The organism is Coprococcus sp. RTP21204st1_G4_RTP21204_210225 (assembly GCF_040915385.1).
GTDB classification, from domain to species: Bacteria; Bacillota; Clostridia; order Lachnospirales; family Lachnospiraceae; genus Allocoprococcus; species Allocoprococcus comes.
The window spans coordinates 1-18,825 of sequence record NZ_JBCPDP010000017.1 but is presented as its reverse complement, the minus strand read 5'-3'; the positions used below and the strand labels follow the sequence as shown (position 1 = coordinate 18,825).

The window sequence follows — 18,825 nt, the reverse complement described above, 5'->3', positions numbered from 1 at the left end:
GATGTGGTAAAATAAAAATCGAGGAAACTGCCGTTATGCCGGATCAAGGCATGCGGTTTCAATATTACTACCAAAGCTAATGGAGGAAATTATGGGCGTAAAACGTGTATATGTGGAGAAAAAACCAGAATTTGCAGTACAGGCTAAAGAACTTCGCCATGAGGTGAAGAGTTATCTTGGAATTAAGACGGTGAAGAATGTACGTGTACTGATCCGCTATGATGTGGAAAATCTTTCTGATGCAACATTTGAAAGAGCATGCAACGGTGTGTTTGCAGAACCACCGGTAGATGTGCTTTACAGAGAGGACTTCCCGCGCGAAGAAAGTGACCACATTTTTTCTGTAGAATTTCTTCCTGGACAGTTTGACCAGAGAGCAGATTCTGCTGTTCAGTGCGTACAGTTTATCAAAGAGGATGAGCTGCCGGTTATCAAGACAGCGACCACTTATGTGATCGAAGGTGAGATCAGCGAAGAAGAGATGGAAGCTATCAAGGCGCACTGCATCAATCCGGTGGATTCCAGAGAGACAGGACTTGAAAAACCGGAGACACTGGTTACGAAATTCGAGGAACCTGCAGATGTAAAGATTTTTGACGGATTCAAAGATATGCCGGAAGCGGAACTGAAAGAGTTATACAGTTCTCTTGGACTTGCTATGACATTCAAGGATTTCCAGCACATCCAGAATTATTTCAAAGGGGAGGAACACAGAGATCCATCTATGACAGAGATCCGTGTTCTGGATACTTACTGGTCTGACCACTGCCGTCATACTACATTTTCAACAGAACTTACAGAAGTATCCTTCGGTGATGGCGATTACAGAAAGCCGATGGAAGATACTTATAAAGAATACCTTCAGACACACAGTGAGATCTTTAAAGGACGCGAAGACAAATTTGTATGCCTGATGGATCTTGCACTGATGGCAATGCGGAAGCTGAAAAAAGAAGGCAAACTTCAGGATCAGGAAGAATCCGATGAGATCAATGCCTGCAGTATCGTTGTCCCGGTTGAAGTAGATGGTGTGGAAGAAGAGTGGCTTGTCAACTTCAAGAACGAGACGCACAACCATCCGACCGAGATCGAACCATTTGGTGGTGCAGCTACCTGCCTTGGTGGAGCAATCCGTGACCCGCTGTCAGGACGTACTTATGTATACCAGGCAATGCGTGTAACCGGTGCAGCAGATCCGACCGTATCTGTAAAAGAGACGATGAAAGGAAAACTGCCGCAGAAGAAACTGGTGCGTAGTGCAGCACATGGATACAGCTCATATGGTAATCAGATCGGACTTGCAACCGGACTGGTAAAAGAGATCTATCATCCGGATTATGTGGCAAAGAGAATGGAGATCGGTGCGGTTATGGGTGCTGCTCCGAGACGTGCAGTTATCCGTGAAAATTCGGATCCGGGAGATATCATCATTCTTCTTGGCGGACGTACCGGACGTGATGGCTGTGGTGGAGCAACCGGTTCTTCCAAAGTTCATACCGAAGAATCCATCGAGACATGTGGAGCTGAGGTTCAGAAGGGTAATGCGCCGACTGAACGTAAAATCCAGAGAATGTTCCGCAGAGAAGAAGTCAGCAAGCTGATCAAGAAGTGTAATGACTTCGGAGCAGGCGGAGTATCTGTTGCAATCGGAGAACTTGCAGATGGTCTTCAGATCAATCTGGACAAAGTACCGAAAAAATATGCAGGTCTTGACGGAACAGAGATTGCAATTTCTGAATCCCAGGAGCGTATGGCTGTTGTGGTAGATCCGAAGGATGTAGATGAATTCCTTGGCTATGCAAAAGAAGAGAATCTTGAGGCGGTAAAGGTTGCAGTTGTTACCGAAGATCCGAGACTTGTTCTTTCATGGAGAGGAAAAGAGATTGTAAATATTTCCCGTGCCTTCCTGAACACTAACGGTGCACACCAGGAGACAACGGTTAAAGTTGATATTCCTTCAAGAGAAGATACCATCCTTAAGAAACAGGTTGAGGTTGGCGATGTAAAAGAAAAATGGCTGGATACTCTGAAAGATCTGAATGTATGCTCGCAGAAAGGTCTGGTTGAGATGTTCGACGGATCCATAGGAGCAGGCTCGGTTTTCATGCCTCACGGTGGAAAATACCAGATGACAGAGACACAGAGTATGGTTGCAAAGCTTCCGGTTATGCATGGTAAATGCGATACCGTTACGATGATGAGTTATGGATTTGATCCGTATCTGTCAAGCTGGAGTCCGTATCACGGAGCTGTCTATGCTGTCACAGAGTCTATGGCTAAGATCGTGGCTTGTGGTGGAGATTACAGCAAGATCCGTTTTACATTCCAGGAATATTTCCGCAGAATGACAGAGGATCCGGAAAGATGGAGTCAGCCATTTGCAGCACTGCTTGGTGCATATAAGGCACAGATTGCTTACGGACTTCCGTCAATCGGAGGAAAGGACAGCATGTCCGGAACATTTGAACATATCGATGTACCGCCGACACTGGTATCCTTTGCAGTTGACATTGCCAAAGAAGGAGATATCATTACTCCGGAACTGAAAAAAGCAGGTAATAAGCTTGTATGGATGAAGATTGAAAAAGATGAATACGAGCTGCCGGTATATGAACAGGTAATGGATCAATACGGTAAGTTCGCTGATGATATCCATAACGGAAAGATCGTATCTGCTTACGCACTTGACCGTCATGGAGTGATCGCAGCTGTCAGCAAGATGGCATTCGGTAACGGAATGGGTGTGAAGATCGAACACAGCATGGATGCAAGAGAACTTTTTGCACCTGCATTCGGTGATATCGTAGCAGAAGTTCCGGCAGACAAGGTAGGAGAACTCTCCATCTCTTACACTGTGATCGGTGAAGTGACAGATGATGCGAAATTCGCATTTGGAGATACAGAAATCACACTGAAAGAAGCAGAAGATGCATGGACAGGAACTCTGGAACAGGTATTCCGTACGGTATCTGACGAAGCTTCTGACGAAAAGGTAGAATCTCCGCTGTATGATACAAAAGACATTGTGATCTGCGGACACAAGATTGCACAGCCGACTGTATTTATTCCGGTATTCCCGGGAACAAACTGTGAGTATGACAGTGCAAAAGCATTTGAAAGAGCAGGTGCAAAGGTCATCACAAAAGTATTCCGTAACATGGATGCAGCAGATATCGTAGATTCTGTGAATACATTTGAAAAAGAAATTGCAAAATCCCAGATCATCATGTTCCCGGGCGGATTCTCAGCCGGTGACGAACCGGATGGTTCAGCAAAATTCTTTGCAACTGCATTCCAGAATGCAAAACTCAAAGAAGCAGTAGAAAAACTTCTGAACGAAAGAGATGGTCTTGTACTTGGTATTTGTAACGGATTCCAGACATTGGTTAAACTTGGTCTGGTTCCTTACGGAGAAGTTGTGGGACAGACACCGGATTCTCCGACACTGACCTACAATACCATCGGACGCCATATTTCCAAGATGGTTTACACGAAAGTTGTTACCAACAAGTCACCATGGCTGCAGGGGGCAGAGCTTGGCGGAGTTTATACCAATCCGGCATCCCACGGAGAGGGACGTTTTGTTGCAAGTGAAGAATGGCTTGACAAGCTCTTTGCAAACGGACAGGTTGCAACACAGTACTGTGACCTTGATGGAAATGTATCTATGGACGAAGAATGGAACGTCAATGGCTCTTATCGCGCAATTGAAGGTATCACAAGTCCGGATGGCCGTGTGCTTGGTAAGATGGCACATTCAGAACGTCGTGCAGATTCCGTGGCAATCAATATTTATGGTGAGCAGGATATGAAGATCTTTGAATCCGGTGTGAAATATTTCAAATAAGACGGGAAATCTGGCATAAAATGCTTCGAATGAGACGAAAATGCAAGATTGTCGACACGAACTTGCAAAAAAGAGAAGAAGTATCAAGAAAAAAAATGAAAATCAGCTGTATTTGAAACAAAAATGTAGTGGAAATTCATAAAAATTGAAAAATATGAAAAAAAATCTTGACACAGGCGCCTGAATGCTTTACTCTGTTAAAGAACAAAGGTGTTCCGGAGGGACAGACATTTGTTTGTCCCTCTTTTTTTAGCAAAGAAGTGTGCAAAGTCACATTTTTGTAAAAGAACATTCAGGAGGTATTGAGTAGTATGTCTTATGTTGATGAAGTAATTGAACTTGTAGTAAAGAAAAACCCAGATGAACCAGAATTTCATCAGGCAGTAAAAGAGGTTCTGGAATCTCTTCGTGCAGTTGTAGAAGCTCATGAAGAAGAATACAGAAGAGACGCTCTTCTTGAAAGACTCGTTGAGCCGGAAAGACAGATCAAATTCCGCGTACCGTGGGTAGATGATAAAGGTCAGGTTCAGGTTAATACAGGATACCGTGTACAGTTTAACAGTGCAATTGGACCATATAAAGGAGGATTGCGTCTTCATCCTTCAGTAAATATCGGAATTATCAAATTCCTTGGATTCGAACAGATCTTCAAAAACTCTCTGACAGGTCTTCCGATCGGTGGAGGTAAAGGTGGATCAGATTTCGATCCGAAAGGAAAATCAGATCGTGAAGTTATGGCATTCTGCCAGAGCTTTATGACAGAGCTTTGCAAATATATCGGAGCAGACACAGATGTACCGGCCGGAGATATCGGAACAGGTGCAAGAGAGATCGGATATATGTACGGACAGTACAAGAGAATCCGTGGATTATCAGAAGGTGTTCTTACAGGTAAAGGACTCAGCTATGGTGGATCCCTTGCACGTACAGAAGCTACAGGATACGGACTTCTGTATTTTACACGCGAAATGCTCAAACTTGCAGGAAAAGACATCGCTGGCAAGACAGTTGCTGTTTCCGGAGCCGGTAACGTTGCTATTTACGCAATTGAAAAAGCACAGCAGCTGGGTGCAAAAGTTGTAACATGCAGCGACTCTACAGGATGGGTTTATGATCCGGAAGGAATCGATGTTGCAGCACTGAAAGAAATCAAAGAAGTGAAGAGAGCAAGACTTACAGAATACAAGAATTACCGTCCAAATTCAGAATATCATGAAGGACGCGGTGTATGGTCAGTAAAAGTTGATATCGCTCTTCCTTGCGCAACACAGAACGAACTTCATCTTGAAGATGCAAAACAGCTTGTTGCAAACGGATGCATTGCAGTAGCAGAAGGAGCTAACATGCCTACCACACTGGAAGCTACACAGTATCTGCAGGAGAACGGTGTAATATTCGCACCTGGTAAAGCTTCTAATGCAGGTGGTGTTGCTACATCAGCACTTGAGATGTCACAGAACAGCGAACGTCTCAGCTGGACATTCGAAGAAGTTGATGCAAAACTTCAGAACATCATGGTAAATATCTGCCATAACGCAGCAGACGCAGCAAAACGTTATGGAGCAGAAGGAAACTATGTAGTAGGTGCTAACATTGCCGGATTTGAAAAAGTTGTAGACGCAATGCAGGCTCAGGGAATTGTATAAGACATATCCTCTATGTAAAATATAATCAGAAAGATCTTCGGAGCAATCCGGAGATTTTTCTGATTTATGCGAAAATGTTGAATGATATAGGTTGTGTGGGCGGTCGCTGGAAAAAGAATCCAAACGATTCTTTTTCCGGCGCTTGTCTGTTCAATGGTATCGAATGAAAAATGGTAAAAATAAAACAAAAAAATGAAAAAAATAGTTGACATTTAGAAGTAGATAATTGTATAATAACGAAGTCGGTTGTAAAACGGACGAACACATGGGATCATAGCTCAGCTGGGAGAGCATCTGCCTTACAAGCAGAGGGTCATAGGTTCGAGCCCTATTGGTCCCATTTCGCGAGAAAGTTTTTTAAAGTCGAAAACATTGAACGCGAAATGTGACGAGCACTTCGTGCGATGCACACGGCTCTGAAGAGCTGGCACAAAAACATATTATATGGCGGGATAGCTCAGTTGGCTAGAGCACGCGGTTCATACCCGCGGTGTCGCTGGTTCAAATCCAGTTCCCGCTACTACAAGAAGGAGTCCTTGTGTGGGGCTTCTTTTTGCGTTATATCTATATTATCATTCATGAAAACGCTGAATATCATTTGCCATATTCCAACTTTTATACTCAAACTATAAAATTCACAAATATTAAACTACAAGCGATCCATTGCCTTAAAATTTCCCAACAAAGTACCCCTCCAATACAAAAGCCATTGATAAATCCCCAATTGCATAGGTGCTTAAACTCAACATTTCCCAGGCAGTCGCTCCCAAGCGCTGCCGTTTTCTCCTCCTGCGTCCCCTCTGAACCCGCTCCATTTCGTCTGTATCCCAACAAAACCTATGCAATCCCCCCAAGATGTGATAAAATATCCCTAGATTACGACAAAACGGAGGAATTTTCATATGACATCTAAGACAAAGCAGATCATCATGGCTGCAATCGGCGCATATCTGGTATATACCGGCATTTCACTTGTGCAGGACACAATTGTCGGAGAACCGAAAAACCAGATCCTTTTTATTCTGGTCGGAGTATTTTTTGCACTGTTTGGACTGGCTACGATTATCTGGAATATAAGAACAATCGTAAAAGAGACAAAGGCAGAAATTCAGGGTACAACTGCAGGGGCAGAAGAAAACGAAGATGACGAAGAAGCGGCAAAAAAGGTTTCTTCAGGGAAAGGAGTTGCAGACGTTCATGTAGGAGCTGATACAAAAGAAGAGAAGTCTGCGGATAAAGAGGAAAGGAAAGAAACAGCTGCTGAAGAAAAAGCGGAAGACGTTGAAAAAGAGAAAAAGAAAGCAGAAGATGATACAGAAGCGGTAAAAGACGAAGAAAAGAAAACTGTGGAGGAAAAAGAAGATAAGAAAGCAGAAGATGTGCCGGAAGAAAAGAGCGACAAAAAAGCAGATGCCAGACAGGAAGGAGAAGTGTAGAAGATGCGTGTTGGAATGGGATATGATGTTCATAAACTGACAGAAGGAAGAAAGCTGATCCTTGGTGGGGTGGAGATCCCATACGAAAAGGGGCTTCTTGGACATTCGGATGCAGACGTACTTCTGCATGCAATCATGGATGCCCTGCTTGGGGCGGCATCACTTGGAGATATCGGAAAGCATTTTCCGGATACAGATCCTGCATACAAAGGAATTTCCAGTATTAAGCTTCTGGAGCATGTAGGAAAGCTGCTGGATGATCATATGTATGTAATTGAGAATATTGATGCGACGATCATTGCGCAGAGACCGAAGATGCGCCCACATATCGAGCAGATGGAAAAGAATATTGCAGAAGCACTGCATATTGAAACGAATCAGGTAAATGTCAAGGCAACGACGGAAGAAGGTCTTGGATTTACCGGAAGTGGGGAAGGAATTTCTTCCCAGGCAATCTGTGCAATCGAAAAACTGACTAATTTCAGCAGTGTAGACGTAGCAGCACCTGCAGGTGGCTGCGCAGGCTGTGGAGGTTGTGCAGCAAGACAGATGTAGATCAAGTCTGAATAGAAAGGCACGGCGAAAAAGTAAAATGAAGATACTGAAAAAACTGAAGCCGGAAGAACGTGGGCTTACAAGAACACTGTGGGAACAGGTATTTACAGAAGATACGAAAGAATTTCTGGACTATTATTACACAGAAAAGACGAAGAATAACGAAATCTATGTGATTGAGACAGATCACGATATCCGGGCGATGATGCAGCTGAATCCTTATGTAATACAGATGGGGAAAAAGGCAGTAGAGAGCAGATACATTGTTGCAGTTGCAACAGAGCCTCTTTATCGGCACAGAGGTTATATGGCAGAATTATTAAGCAAGACAGCAAGAGATCTGTATCAGCAAAAAATGCCATTCTTTTTCCTGATGCCCGCAAGTGAGAAAATTTACTATCCACATAATTACCGGTTTATTTATGCAGCCGATGTGTGGAGTGCAAAAGGAACAGACGGGGAAGAACTGACAATACAGAAGATCGTGGAATTGCAGAACGATTCCGGCGTGAGACTCAGAAAGGCAGAGGAAAAAGACTGTAAAAAGCTGGGGGATTTTGCGGAAGAAGTTCTGGAAAAACAGAAAATACAGGTATATACCAAGCGGGATGCAGCTTATTATATGCGCCTTTTGAAGGAAGAGGAAAGTGAAAAAGGCGGAATCCTGATCGCAGAGCAGGATGGAGAGATGCGAGGAATCCTTGTTTTTGATGAAGAAGATGGGCTTGCAGTAAGAGAACCATTGATCCGAAAGGGATATGAAGATGTTTTTGATAAGGCAGGAGTCATCCTCAAAAAAGAAGAAAAGAAAAAACCGTTGATCATGGCACGGCTTTTGAATGTAGAAAGTCTTCTGTCTTCAATGGTGTGCAAAGAAGAGATGGATCTGGAGTTTGTTCTGTATGATCCGATTATCCGGGAGAATAACCGTCTGTTTATGCTAAAAGGCAATGAAGAACATCTTGTAGTCCGGACAAGGACAGCACACACCGGCAAAGATGATGCTGTGCAGAAGATCAGTATTGATGCGCTTACATCGATTGTATTTGGCTATAAAGAGCTGGAAAAGATTGAAGAGGAAGAAAAGGAGATCTTTTCAGCAGAATTCAAAGAAGAAATCAGTAAATTGATGCCGTTTTCTCCTGTTTTTATCAACGAGATTGTCTGATAAGCGGGTTGACAAAAAAGAAAAAATCGCATACTATATGTACTAGATATGAATAAAACTGAAAAGACGGAGAACGAAAAGAGTAGTTATCCTCAGAGTTCCATCAGAGAGGATCTGTCATCGGCTGAAAGCAGATCCGGGAGCAGGGATGATGAAGTGCATTCGGGAGTTGACCGGGCGAACGTGAAAGTGAAGATTTTACAAGTAGCCGGGTACGTGTGGCAGACGTTACAGGCCGTGAGAGAAAAGCAGGATAACTGCTTTTAATTTAGAGTGGAACCGCGGAAACTTCGTCTCTTTTTGAGACGGAGTTTTTTAATTTCACAGGAAATTCCAAATCAGAGGTGAATGAAATGGGAGTTATTTCCTATATCAAAGAAGAAATCAAAGTAGTAAAAGAACGAGATCCGGCAATCAAATCGGATATAGAAGTACTTCTGTATCCAAGTTTTAAGGTAATGCTTCATTACAGGATTGCACATAAGCTGTATCTGAAAAAGCATTATTTTCTGGCGCGCTGGGTATCGCAGCGTGGTGTAAGAAAAACAGGAATCGAGATCCATCCGGGAGCAACCATTGGAAAAGGACTTTTCATCGACCATGGAAGCGGCGTTATCATCGGCGAGACTGCAATCCTGGGCGATAATATTACACTGTATCAGGGGGTAACCCTGGGTGGTACAGGAAAAGAGCAGGGCAAGCGCCATCCAACGCTGGAAGACAACGTCATGGTCAGTGCCGGTGCGAAGGTCATCGGTTCCTTTACGATCGGAAAGAATTCCAAGATCGGAGCAGGATCTGTTGTTATCGAGGAAGTACCTCCGAACTGTACCGTTGTCGGTGTCCCGGGAAGAATTGTACGCATGGGTGACCAGAAAGTTCCGAGTGCTGACCTGGATCAGATCCATCTGCCAGATCCGGTATTGAATGATATCCGTCAGCTTCAGACTGACAATATCCGTCTGAAGAAAGAGCTGAAAGCATTGAAAGAAAAACTCGCGAAAGAAAAAATAATCGAGGAAGCATAGAAAAAAGAAGGAGTAGCTTTATGAAAGTATTTAACACACTTACGAAAAAGAAAGAAGAATTCGTTCCTCTGGAAGAAGGAAAGGTAAGAATGTATGTCTGCGGACCGACCGTATACAATTACATCCATATCGGTAATGCAAGACCGATGATCGTATTTGATACCGTCCGCCGTTATTTTGAATACAAAGGATACGATGTCAATTATGTATCGAACTTCACAGATGTGGATGACAAGATCATCAAAAAGGCAATTGAAGAACAGGTATCCGCGCAGGAAATTTCACAGCGCTATATTGCAGAGTGCAAAAAAGATATGGCAGGAATGAATGTAAAACCTGCAACCAAGCATCCGCTTGCTACAGAGGAGATCTGCGGTATGGTAGAGATGATCTCTGAACTGATCGACAAGGGTTATGCTTATGAAAAGAACGGGACCGTTTATTTCAGCACAAGAAAATTCAAAGACTATGGAAAATTATCCCACAAGAATCTGGATGATCTCCGTTCCGGTGGACGTTCTCTTCTGGTAAGCGGTGAGGATGAAAAAGAAGATCCGCTGGATTTCGTACTCTGGAAGCCGAAAAAAGAAGGAGAACCTTTCTGGAAGTCACCTTGGTCAGATGGACGTCCGGGATGGCATATTGAGTGTTCTGTGATGTCGAGGAAATATCTTGGTGAACAGATTGATATCCATGCAGGTGGAGAAGATCTGATATTCCCACATCATGAAAATGAAATCGCACAGAGTGAAGCCGCTAACGGTAAAGAATTTGCAAGATACTGGATGCACAATGCATTCCTGAACATTGACAACCGCAAGATGTCAAAATCACTCGGAAACTTCCGTACGGTAAGAGAGATCAGCGAGCAGTATGATCTCCAGGTGCTTCGTTTCTTCATGCTGAGCGCACATTACAGAAGCCCGCTGAACTTCAGTGCAGAGCTGATGGAAGCATCCAAGAACGGTCTGGAGAGAATTCTCAATGCAACCGATAATCTGAAACATCTTATCGCTTCAGTGGCAGCAGAAGAGATGAGTGCCGAAGAAAAAGAAGCATTTTCAAAAACTGATGCATATGTAGAAGAATTTGAAAAAGCAATGGATGATGATTTCAATACAGCAGACGCAATCGCAGCAATCTTTGAACTTGTAAAATATGCAAATACCACTGCGACAGCAGAAAGCTCAAAGGAATATCTCCGGGGATTACTGGACAGAATCGTAAAACTCGGTGATGTTCTTGGACTGATCCTGGATAAGAAGGAAGAACTTCTGGATGCAGATATTGAGAAATTGATCGAAGAGCGTCAGGCAGCAAGAAAAGCAAAAGATTTTGCAAGAGCCGATGCGATCCGTGACGAGCTTCTGGAAAAGGGAATTATCCTGAAGGATACCAGAGAAGGAGTACAATGGAAAAAAGCGTAGAATTTGAAATTGCTGACTATATAAAAGAAGTGCTTGAGATGAAAGAGGTGGAGCCGGAAGGCTATTCACCTCTTACCCTGGCTTATATAGGGGACAGCATTTATGATCTGATCATCAAGACAAAGGTGATCAGCGAAGGAAATAAACAGGTAAAAAAATTACATCAGGAGACAAGCAGTATGGTGCAGGCGTCTGCCCAGTCAGAGATGATGCGTGTCCTTCAGCCATTGCTTACTGAAGAAGAGCATGCTGTTTACAGAAGAGGCCGAAATGCTAAATCAGTATCGCCGGCAAAGAACCAGTCACTGACCGATTACCGACGTGCAACCGGATTTGAAGCGTTGATGGGATGGCTTTACCTGAAAAGAGAATGGAAAAGAATGGCAGATCTGATCAAGATCGGTCTGGATCACTTAAGCGAATGCGAAGAAGAAAAGAAGCAGGAGAAATAGAATGGAAGAAAAAAAGATGAACAGTCAGCAGATCGAGGGAAGAAATGCAGTAATGGAAGCATTTCGCTCCGGGAAACCGATTGACAAAGTATATATTCTTGACGGATGTCAGGACGGACCGATCAGAAGTATCGTAAGAGAAGCAAAAAAGCATGATACGATCCTGAATTTTGTAACCAAAGAACGTCTGAACCAGATTTCAGAGACCGGAAGACATCAGGGGGTCATTGCACAGGCAGCGGCTTACGAGTATGCGCAGGTGGAAGATATGCTGGAGCTTGCAAAACAGAAAGGGGAAGATCCTTTTCTGATCCTTCTGGACAATATTGAGGATCCACATAATCTCGGCGCGATCATCCGTACTGCCAATCTTGCAGGTGCGCATGGTGTGATCATTCCGAAGCACCGCGCAGCAGGTCTTACTGCAACCGTTGCAAAGACATCAGCAGGTGCGCTGAATTACACACCGGTAGCAAAAGTTACCAATCTGGTGAAAACCATGGAAGAACTGAAAGAAAAGGGACTCTGGTTCGTCTGTGCAGATATGAATGGGGATGTGATGTATCGCGTGAATCTGAAAGGACCGATTGGTCTGGTGATCGGAAACGAAGGCGAAGGTGTTGGACGTCTGGTAAAAGAAACCTGTGATATGACGGCAGCCATTCCGATGAAGGGAGATATTGACTCCCTGAATGCGTCTGTGGCAGCAGGTGTCCTTGCCTATGAGATCGTGCGTCAGCGCATGAGTTAGGAAAATCGGAGAATGAAAATGGATCTGGGGAAAATGACGGATGAGCAGCTGATTGAACTGCTTCGGGAAGGTAAGACCGAGATCACGGATTATCTGATGGAAAAATACAAAGACATGGTACGCAAACAAGCGCGTGCCATGTATCTGTGGGGCGGAGAAAATGACGATCTGATCCAGGAGGGGATGATCGGTCTTTTTAAAGCGGTGCAGGATTATGATCCGAAAGAAGGTGCAAGCTTTTCAAGTTTTGCCGGACTTTGTGTGTCACGCCAGATGTATACGGCGATTAAGGCTTCACAGCGGAAAAAACATCTGCCGCTCAATTCCTATGTGTCGATTTACGCATCTGCCAGTGACAATCCGGAGGAGAACGGGCTTTCTATAGTAGATACGATCGAAGCAGGGAAAGAGAGTAATCCGGAGCTGATGATTCTTGGAGAAGAGTATACGAATGCATTTGAAGAGGAACTGAAAGAAAAATTAAGTAAGCTGGAGCGAAAGGTGCTGTATCTTCATTTGCAGGGAATGGAATATATGAATATTGCAGAATTTATGGACAAAAGTCCGAAGACGATCGACAATGCCCTGCAGCGGATCAAAGCGAAAGCACGCCAGCTTCTGGAAGAAATGCGCCGGTCTGAAAAAAAGTAAAAATATAGTTTTAAAATTGTTGACAAGCAAAGCAGTGATATGCTATATTAAATGAGTCGCGAAAATGCGCAGGCTGCCTTGGCTCAGTCGGTAGAGCGTCGCCTTGGTAAGGCGGAGGTCGGCGGTTCGATTCCGCTAGGCAGCTTATATATTTAAGAAGCAGAGTTGTATTTCCGGTTGGAAGGTACAATGTCTGCTTTTTTTTCACTTGTCCGTGTGTGGAAAGTGTGATAAACTAAAGGACATGAATCAAAACTGTCCACAGGACAATGATTGAGATGCATGACAAGAAAAAGACTGCCATATAATGGCAGATTATGAAGTAATAGAGAGATGCGAGGAGGAACTTCAATGGCAGAAGAAGCTGTATCAAAGAATTTTATAGAACAGGAAATTGAAAAAGATCTTGCAGAAGGCGTATACGATCATGTATGTACCCGTTTTCCACCGGAACCGAATGGATACCTTCACATCGGACATGCAAAGTCTATCCTTTTAAACTACGGACTTGCACAGAAATATAACGGAACATTCCATATGCGTTTTGACGATACCAACCCGACAAAGGAAAAGACAGAGTTCGTAGAATCCATCAAAGCCGACATCAAATGGCTGGGTGCTGACTGGGGAGATCACCTTTACTTTGCATCTGATTATTTTGATCAGATGTATGAGTATGCAATCAAACTGATCAAGAAAGGAAAAGCTTATGTCTGTGACCTGACAGCGGATCAGATCCGTGAGTACAGAGGAACTCTGACAGAGCCGGGAAAGGACAGCCCGTACCGTGACAGAAGTGTGGAAGAGAACCTGGAGCTTTTTGAAAATATGCGTGCAGGCAAGTATGCAGACGGAGAGAAGGTTCTCCGTGCGAAGATAGATATGGCATCACCGAATATCAATATGAGAGATCCGATCCTCTACCGTGTAGCCCGTATGACACATCATAATACCGGTGATAAGTGGTGCATCTACCCGATGTATGACTTTGCACATCCGATCGAGGATGCAATCGAAGGAATCACTCATTCTATCTGTACACTGGAATTTGAAGATCACAGACCGCTTTATGACTGGGTAGTAAGAGAATGTGAATTTGCAAATCCACCGCGTCAGATCGAATTTGCAAAATTATACCTGACGAACGTAGTTACAGGAAAGCGTTACATCAAGAAACTTGTAGAAGATAAGATCGTAGACGGATGGGATGATCCGAGACTGGTTTCTATCGCAGCACTTCGGCGCCGTGGATTCACACCGGAATCTATCAAGATGTTCGTTGACCTGTGTGGAGTTTCCAAAGCACAGAGCTCTGTAGATTATGCAATGCTCGAGTACTGCATCCGTGAGGATCTGAAGCTTAAGAGAGCACGTATGATGGCAGTTCTTGATCCGATCAAGCTTGTGATCGATAACTATCCGGAAGGACAGATTGAATATCTGGATGCACCGAATAATCTTGAGAATGAAGAACTTGGAAGCCGTCAGCTTCCATTTGGAAGAGAGCTTTATATTGAGAGAGAAGACTTTATGGAAGAGCCTCCGAAGAAATATTTCCGTCTGTTCCCAGGCAACGAAGTACGTCTGATGAATGCTTACTTTGTAACTTGTACAGGATTTGAAAAGGATGAAGATGGTAATGTAACTGTTGTACATTGTACTTATGATCCGGAGACAAAGAGCGGTTCCGGATTCACAGGAAGAAAAGTAAAAGGAACGATCCACTGGGTAGAGGCAAGTACAGCACTTCCGGCAACCGTAAGACTGTATGAGAATCTGATCGACGAAGAAAAGGGTGTCTACAATAAAGAAGACGGTTCCCTGAACCTGAATCCGAATTCTCTTACAGAGAAAGAAATCTTTGTAGAATCAAACTTTGCAGATGCAAAAGCATATGAAAGCTTCCAGTTTGTACGTCAGGGATATTTCTGCGTGGATTTTCATGATTCGTCTAAAGAACATCTGGTATTTAACAGAATCGTTTCGCTGAAGAGTTCGTTTAGACTTCCAAAATAACGGAATGGTAATAAAAGACCCGGTAAGAAAAATAAATTTTCTTCCGGGTTTTGTTTTATGCAGAAAATGATAATCTGCAAGAAAAGTGCTTTTTTAAATTTCTTCAGAAGCAGGGGCGGATTCTTCGGAATCATCTTCCTGCGTCTGGGAAGCTGCTTTTTCTGATTCGGTTTCTGCATCTTTATTTTTTTCTACAGGCTCTTCAGAAGCTTCTTCTTTTGCAGATGTTGGCGTAAGAGTTGTGTAACCACGCTCAGGCACTTCGCCAAGATCATCATCCAGTTCAAAATCATCCTCTTCAAAAGAGTCATCGAACTCGTCTTCCGGTTCTTCATTATGTCGGTTCTTTAACCAGTAATATGCACCGGCACCAGCTGCGCCTGCGGCAGTCAGTCCGAGCAGGATTTTACCAAAATTTTTAGCCATGTTGCTGCTCCTTTCTTGATCTCGTCCTGTCAGATATGGCAGATGAGATAGTTCGTCATGAAATATAGTATACATGAATAATTTTATTGTAATACTTTTATTTGAAAAGGGAAAGTAAAATATTTATAAAAGAACCAGAAAAACAACAAAAATAAGGAAGTGTTGTACGATTATAAGCAGCGGGAATGTTGTGAAAGAATAAAAATTGTGTTACGATATACAATAGTATCTAAAGAGAGGAAGACCGCGCATGAGAGAAATTACAAAATACCATGATACCAGTAAGACAGTCAAAGAACGTGCCAAGAACAAATTATTTGGTGCAGTGTACAGCCATACTGCAATTATTCTTTTACTAATCCTTCTTCAGATTGGTATTATGGTCCTCACTTTTACATATCTGGGAAATTACAGTACCTATATGAACGGAGTGATGTCCCTTCTCTCCTTTATTACAGCGATTTATATTTTTAATGAAAAAGGGAATCCGGCGTTTAAGATGACGTGGATCCTGTTTGTGTTCCTTGTCCCGGTGGTTGGAGTTGGATTTTATCTGTTTACAAAAGCAGGGATCGGAACCAAATATCTGGGTGCCAGACTGGAGAAGCTTCGAGTGGAGACTGAACCTTATATGCAGCAGAATGAATATGTTGTCCATGCGATGAAAGGTGGAAGGGTTGCGAATGCCAATCTGTCACATTTTCTTTATAACCAGGTGGGATTTCCGACTTATGGGAACTCACAGGCACAGTATTTTCCACTGGGAGATGACAAATTTCCGATTCTGATCGAGGAATTGAATAAGGCAGAAAAATTTATTTTCATGGAATATTTTATTATCGGAGAAGGATATGTGTGGGACACTGTCCTGGAGGTCCTGCGTAAAAAGGTGAAAGAGGGCGTGGAAGTACGCCTGATGTATGACGGAACCTGCAGTATCAGCCTTTTGCCGTATGAGTATCCGAAGCAGCTCAGGGAATATGGAATCCAGTGCAAGGAATTTGGACCGATCGTACCCATCCTTTCTACCAGCCAGAATAACCGGGATCACCGGAAAATCTGTGTGGTTGACGGAAAGGTTGCATTTACCGGAGGTGTCAATCTGGCAGATGAATATATCAACAAGAAAGTCCGGTTCGGACACTGGAAAGATACAGCGATCAAAATCGAAGGCGATGCCGTGCAGAGTTTTACCATGATGTTCCTGCAGATGTGGAATATTACGGAGAGACAGCCGGAGGATTATGCAAAGTATCTGACAGAAAAGCAGCCGGGGTTCAGCCGCAAAGACGGTTACATCATCCCATATGGAGACAGTCCGTTTGACCATGAGAATGTAGGAGAAGAAGTGTATTTTCACATCCTGAATCATGCCAAGAAGTATGTGCATATTATGACACCGTATCTGATCCTGGACAATGAGATGATTGATGCGCTGACAAGAGCTGCAAAAGGTGGAATAGAAGTGCAGATTATTATGCCACATATTCCGGATAAGCCGTATGCATTTTATCTTGCGAAGACTTATTATGAGGAACTGATCGCAGGCGGGGTAGAGATCTATGAATATACGCCTGGATTTGTCCATGCGAAAGTATTTACTTCAGACGATGATACGGCGACAGTAGGCAGTATCAATCTGGATTACCGTAGTCTTTATCTGCATTTTGAATGCGGTGTTTTCATTTACCGCAATCCGGTGGTGCGTGATATTGAAAAAGATTTCCAGGAGACCCTTGCAAAATGCCAGAAGGTGACGATGACGGAGGTCAGAAACCGGAGCACTTTTGTGAAAATATATGGTCAGGTTTTAAGAATTGTGGCACCGCTGATGTAGGAAAACACTCAGAGAGCAGTAAAATCAAGAAAAATGCGGAATTTTCGGGAAGTAGCTGAAAATAAGAGTGTACTTTTTATTTGAAATGTAGTATAATTCAATCGGTGTCTTTATAAGGGACATTGATTATATTTATAAGTAGGAGTTATCCCGATGAAAAGAGGGATGACACTGTGGAGATATTTCACAGATAGCCAAGAACACGCAGGAGGATTTATTATGGTTAAAGCAGTAGTAGGTGCGAACTGGGGAGACGAAGGAAAAGGTAAGATCACAGATATGCTTGCCGAAAAAGCAGATATTATCATTCGTTTCCAGGGTGGAGCAAATGCCGGACATACAATTATCAATGATTACGGCAAATTCGCTCTTCATACATTACCGTCAGGAGTTTTCTACGGACATACAACCAGTATCATCGGCAATGGTGTCGCTGTAGATATCCCGGTTCTTTTCAAGGAAATCCAGTCAATCATTGACAGAGATGTTCCGATGCCGAAGATTCTGGTGTCAGACCGTGCACAGATGGTGATGTCTTATCACAAGAATTTTGATGCATATGAGGAAGAGAGACTGGGCGGAAAGTCGTTCGGATCTACAAAGTCTGGTATTGCACCGTTCTATTCAGACAAGTATGCAAAGATCGGTTTCCAGATCAGCGAGCTTTTTGAAGACGAAGCTGAACTTAGAGAAAAGGTAAATCGTGTAGCAGAGCAGAAGAATGTTATGCTGGAACACCTTTATCACAAACCGTTAATCAATCCTGATGATTTATATAACGAACTGATGGAATACAAAGAAATGGTAGCACCGTATGTATGTAACGTTTCTCTGTATCTTGACGAAGCCCTCAAGGAAGGAAAAGAAATCCTTCTTGAAGGACAGCTTGGAACATTAAAGGATCCGGATCATGGAATTTACCCAATGGTAACTTCTTCTTCTACACTGGCAGCTTATGGTGCGATCGGTGCTGGAATCCCGCCGTATGAGATCAAACAGATCGTTACAGTATGTAAAGCATACTCAAGTGCAGTAGGAGCAGGTGCCTTTGTAAGTGAGATTTTTGGCGAAGAAGCAGATGAACTTAGAAGACGCGGTGGAGACGGCGGGGAATTCGGCGCAACAACCGGTCGCCCGAGACGTATGGGATGGTTTGACTGTGTAGCATCCAAATATGGATGCCGTATGCAGGGAGCTACAGATGTAGCATTTACTGTTGTTGATGTACTTGGATACCTGGATGAAATTCCGGTATGTGTAGGATACGAGATTGACGGAGAAGTTACAACAGAATTCCCGACAACACATCTTCTTGAGAAAGCAAAACCAGTATTCAAGACACTTCCGGGATGGAAATGCGACATCAGAGGAATCAAGAAATACGAAGATCTTCCGGAGAACTGCAGAAACTACATTGAGTTTATCGAAAAAGAAATCGGATATCCGATCACAATGGTTTCTAATGGACCGGGAAGACATGATATCATCTTCAGAAATAAATAGGAATATAAAAAAGGGCGTGTGAAAAAACGAAAGTTTTTCATGCGTCCTTTGCTTATGAATACAACAGTAGTTATAGTTCATA

Annotated in this window: 14 protein-coding genes, 3 tRNA genes and 1 other annotated feature; of the genes, 16 read left to right on the top strand and 1 reads right to left on the bottom strand. The window is 43.3% G+C overall.

Annotated elements, in window-relative coordinates; all coding sequences use genetic code 11:
* Positions 1–88: 88 nt before the first annotated feature.
* The 14 genes from AB5213_RS13520 to AB5213_RS13455 all read left to right on the top strand — a co-directional run bounded on the left by AB5213_RS13520 (position 89) and on the right by AB5213_RS13455 (position 14,977).
* On the top strand, positions 89–3,847 hold the full coding sequence (locus tag AB5213_RS13520) for a phosphoribosylformylglycinamidine synthase (protein ID WP_117823988.1): 3,759 nt from the start codon (positions 89–91) through the stop codon (positions 3,845–3,847).
* Between the two features lie 311 nt (positions 3,848–4,158).
* Complete coding sequence (gene gdhA / locus AB5213_RS13515; RefSeq protein ID WP_055157580.1) at positions 4,159–5,493, top strand: NADP-specific glutamate dehydrogenase; 1,335 nt, start codon at positions 4,159–4,161, stop codon at positions 5,491–5,493.
* Between the two features lie 267 nt (positions 5,494–5,760).
* A tRNA-Val gene (locus tag AB5213_RS13510) sits at positions 5,761–5,833 on the top strand.
* Positions 5,834–5,939: 106 nt separating this feature from the next.
* A tRNA-Met gene (locus tag AB5213_RS13505) sits at positions 5,940–6,013 on the top strand.
* A gap of 382 nt (positions 6,014–6,395) precedes the next feature.
* Positions 6,396–6,929 (top strand): hypothetical protein, encoded by a 534-nt coding sequence (locus AB5213_RS13500; protein ID WP_055246601.1) that lies wholly within the window; start codon positions 6,396–6,398, stop codon positions 6,927–6,929.
* A 3-nt stretch (positions 6,930–6,932) separates the two neighbouring features.
* Complete coding sequence (ispF, locus tag AB5213_RS13495; RefSeq protein ID WP_008374755.1) at positions 6,933–7,484, top strand: 2-C-methyl-D-erythritol 2,4-cyclodiphosphate synthase; 552 nt, start codon at positions 6,933–6,935, stop codon at positions 7,482–7,484.
* A gap of 37 nt (positions 7,485–7,521) precedes the next feature.
* Complete coding sequence (locus tag AB5213_RS13490; RefSeq protein ID WP_055246599.1) at positions 7,522–8,652, top strand: GNAT family N-acetyltransferase; 1,131 nt, start codon at positions 7,522–7,524, stop codon at positions 8,650–8,652.
* Positions 8,653–8,712: 60 nt separating this feature from the next.
* Positions 8,713–8,953, top strand: a binding site (T-box leader).
* A 52-nt stretch (positions 8,954–9,005) separates the two neighbouring features.
* Positions 9,006–9,680, top strand: a complete 675-nt coding sequence (gene epsC / locus AB5213_RS13485) for a serine O-acetyltransferase EpsC (RefSeq protein ID WP_008374760.1) — start codon at positions 9,006–9,008, stop codon at positions 9,678–9,680.
* Positions 9,681–9,700: 20 nt separating this feature from the next.
* The gene (gene cysS, locus AB5213_RS13480; RefSeq protein ID WP_055157591.1) at positions 9,701–11,107 is read left to right on the top strand and encodes a cysteine--tRNA ligase; all 1,407 of its coding nucleotides are present in this window, start codon (positions 9,701–9,703) and stop codon (positions 11,105–11,107) included.
* On the top strand, positions 11,092–11,559 hold the full coding sequence (locus AB5213_RS13475) for a Mini-ribonuclease 3 (protein WP_055157593.1): 468 nt from the start codon (positions 11,092–11,094) through the stop codon (positions 11,557–11,559). Before cysS ends, AB5213_RS13475 begins: the two co-directional genes overlap by 16 nt.
* Position 11,560: 1 nt before the next feature.
* Positions 11,561–12,310 (top strand): 23S rRNA (guanosine(2251)-2'-O)-methyltransferase RlmB, encoded by a 750-nt coding sequence (gene rlmB, locus AB5213_RS13470; protein WP_055260992.1) that lies wholly within the window; start codon positions 11,561–11,563, stop codon positions 12,308–12,310.
* 12 nt (positions 12,311–12,322) lie between these two features.
* Complete coding sequence (locus tag AB5213_RS13465) at positions 12,323–12,961, top strand: sigma-70 family RNA polymerase sigma factor (protein ID WP_156339406.1); 639 nt, start codon at positions 12,323–12,325, stop codon at positions 12,959–12,961.
* Between the two features lie 72 nt (positions 12,962–13,033).
* A tRNA-Thr gene (locus AB5213_RS13460) sits at positions 13,034–13,106 on the top strand.
* Between the two features lie 206 nt (positions 13,107–13,312).
* Positions 13,313–14,977: a glutamine--tRNA ligase/YqeY domain fusion protein gene (locus tag AB5213_RS13455; RefSeq protein ID WP_055246595.1), complete on the top strand. Its 1,665-nt coding sequence runs from the start codon at positions 13,313–13,315 to the stop codon at positions 14,975–14,977.
* A gap of 93 nt (positions 14,978–15,070) precedes the next feature.
* On the opposite strand, the gene AB5213_RS13450 is transcribed toward AB5213_RS13455, so the two are convergent.
* Positions 15,071–15,403 (bottom strand): hypothetical protein, encoded by a 333-nt coding sequence (locus tag AB5213_RS13450; protein ID WP_055157596.1) that lies wholly within the window; start codon positions 15,401–15,403, stop codon positions 15,071–15,073.
* A gap of 250 nt (positions 15,404–15,653) precedes the next feature.
* On the opposite strand from AB5213_RS13450, the gene cls reads away from it, so the two are divergent.
* Complete coding sequence (gene cls, locus AB5213_RS13445) at positions 15,654–17,240, top strand: cardiolipin synthase (RefSeq protein ID WP_172676493.1); 1,587 nt, start codon at positions 15,654–15,656, stop codon at positions 17,238–17,240.
* Between the two features lie 219 nt (positions 17,241–17,459).
* Positions 17,460–18,743: an adenylosuccinate synthase gene (locus AB5213_RS13440; RefSeq protein WP_055157598.1), complete on the top strand. Its 1,284-nt coding sequence runs from the start codon at positions 17,460–17,462 to the stop codon at positions 18,741–18,743.
* Positions 18,744–18,825: the final 82 nt, after the last annotated feature.

Coding starts and splice junctions, on each gene's coding strand:
- rlmB (WP_055260992.1), top strand. CDS start 11,561: ATGGAAGAAAAAAAGATGAACAGTCAGCAGATCGAGGGAAGAAATGCA.
- AB5213_RS13475 (WP_055157593.1), top strand. CDS start 11,092: ATGGAAAAAAGCGTAGAATTTGAAATTGCTGACTATATAAAAGAAGTG.
- gdhA (WP_055157580.1), top strand. CDS start 4,159: ATGTCTTATGTTGATGAAGTAATTGAACTTGTAGTAAAGAAAAACCCA.
- AB5213_RS13500 (WP_055246601.1), top strand. CDS start 6,396: ATGACATCTAAGACAAAGCAGATCATCATGGCTGCAATCGGCGCATAT.
- AB5213_RS13450 (WP_055157596.1), bottom strand. CDS start 15,403: ATGGCTAAAAATTTTGGTAAAATCCTGCTCGGACTGACTGCCGCAGGC.
- AB5213_RS13440 (WP_055157598.1), top strand. CDS start 17,460: ATGGTTAAAGCAGTAGTAGGTGCGAACTGGGGAGACGAAGGAAAAGGT.
- AB5213_RS13465 (WP_156339406.1), top strand. CDS start 12,323: ATGAAAATGGATCTGGGGAAAATGACGGATGAGCAGCTGATTGAACTG.
- epsC (WP_008374760.1), top strand. CDS start 9,006: ATGGGAGTTATTTCCTATATCAAAGAAGAAATCAAAGTAGTAAAAGAA.
- ispF (WP_008374755.1), top strand. CDS start 6,933: ATGCGTGTTGGAATGGGATATGATGTTCATAAACTGACAGAAGGAAGA.
- AB5213_RS13490 (WP_055246599.1), top strand. CDS start 7,522: ATGAAGATACTGAAAAAACTGAAGCCGGAAGAACGTGGGCTTACAAGA.
- cysS (WP_055157591.1), top strand. CDS start 9,701: ATGAAAGTATTTAACACACTTACGAAAAAGAAAGAAGAATTCGTTCCT.
- AB5213_RS13455 (WP_055246595.1), top strand. CDS start 13,313: ATGGCAGAAGAAGCTGTATCAAAGAATTTTATAGAACAGGAAATTGAA.
- cls (WP_172676493.1), top strand. CDS start 15,654: ATGAGAGAAATTACAAAATACCATGATACCAGTAAGACAGTCAAAGAA.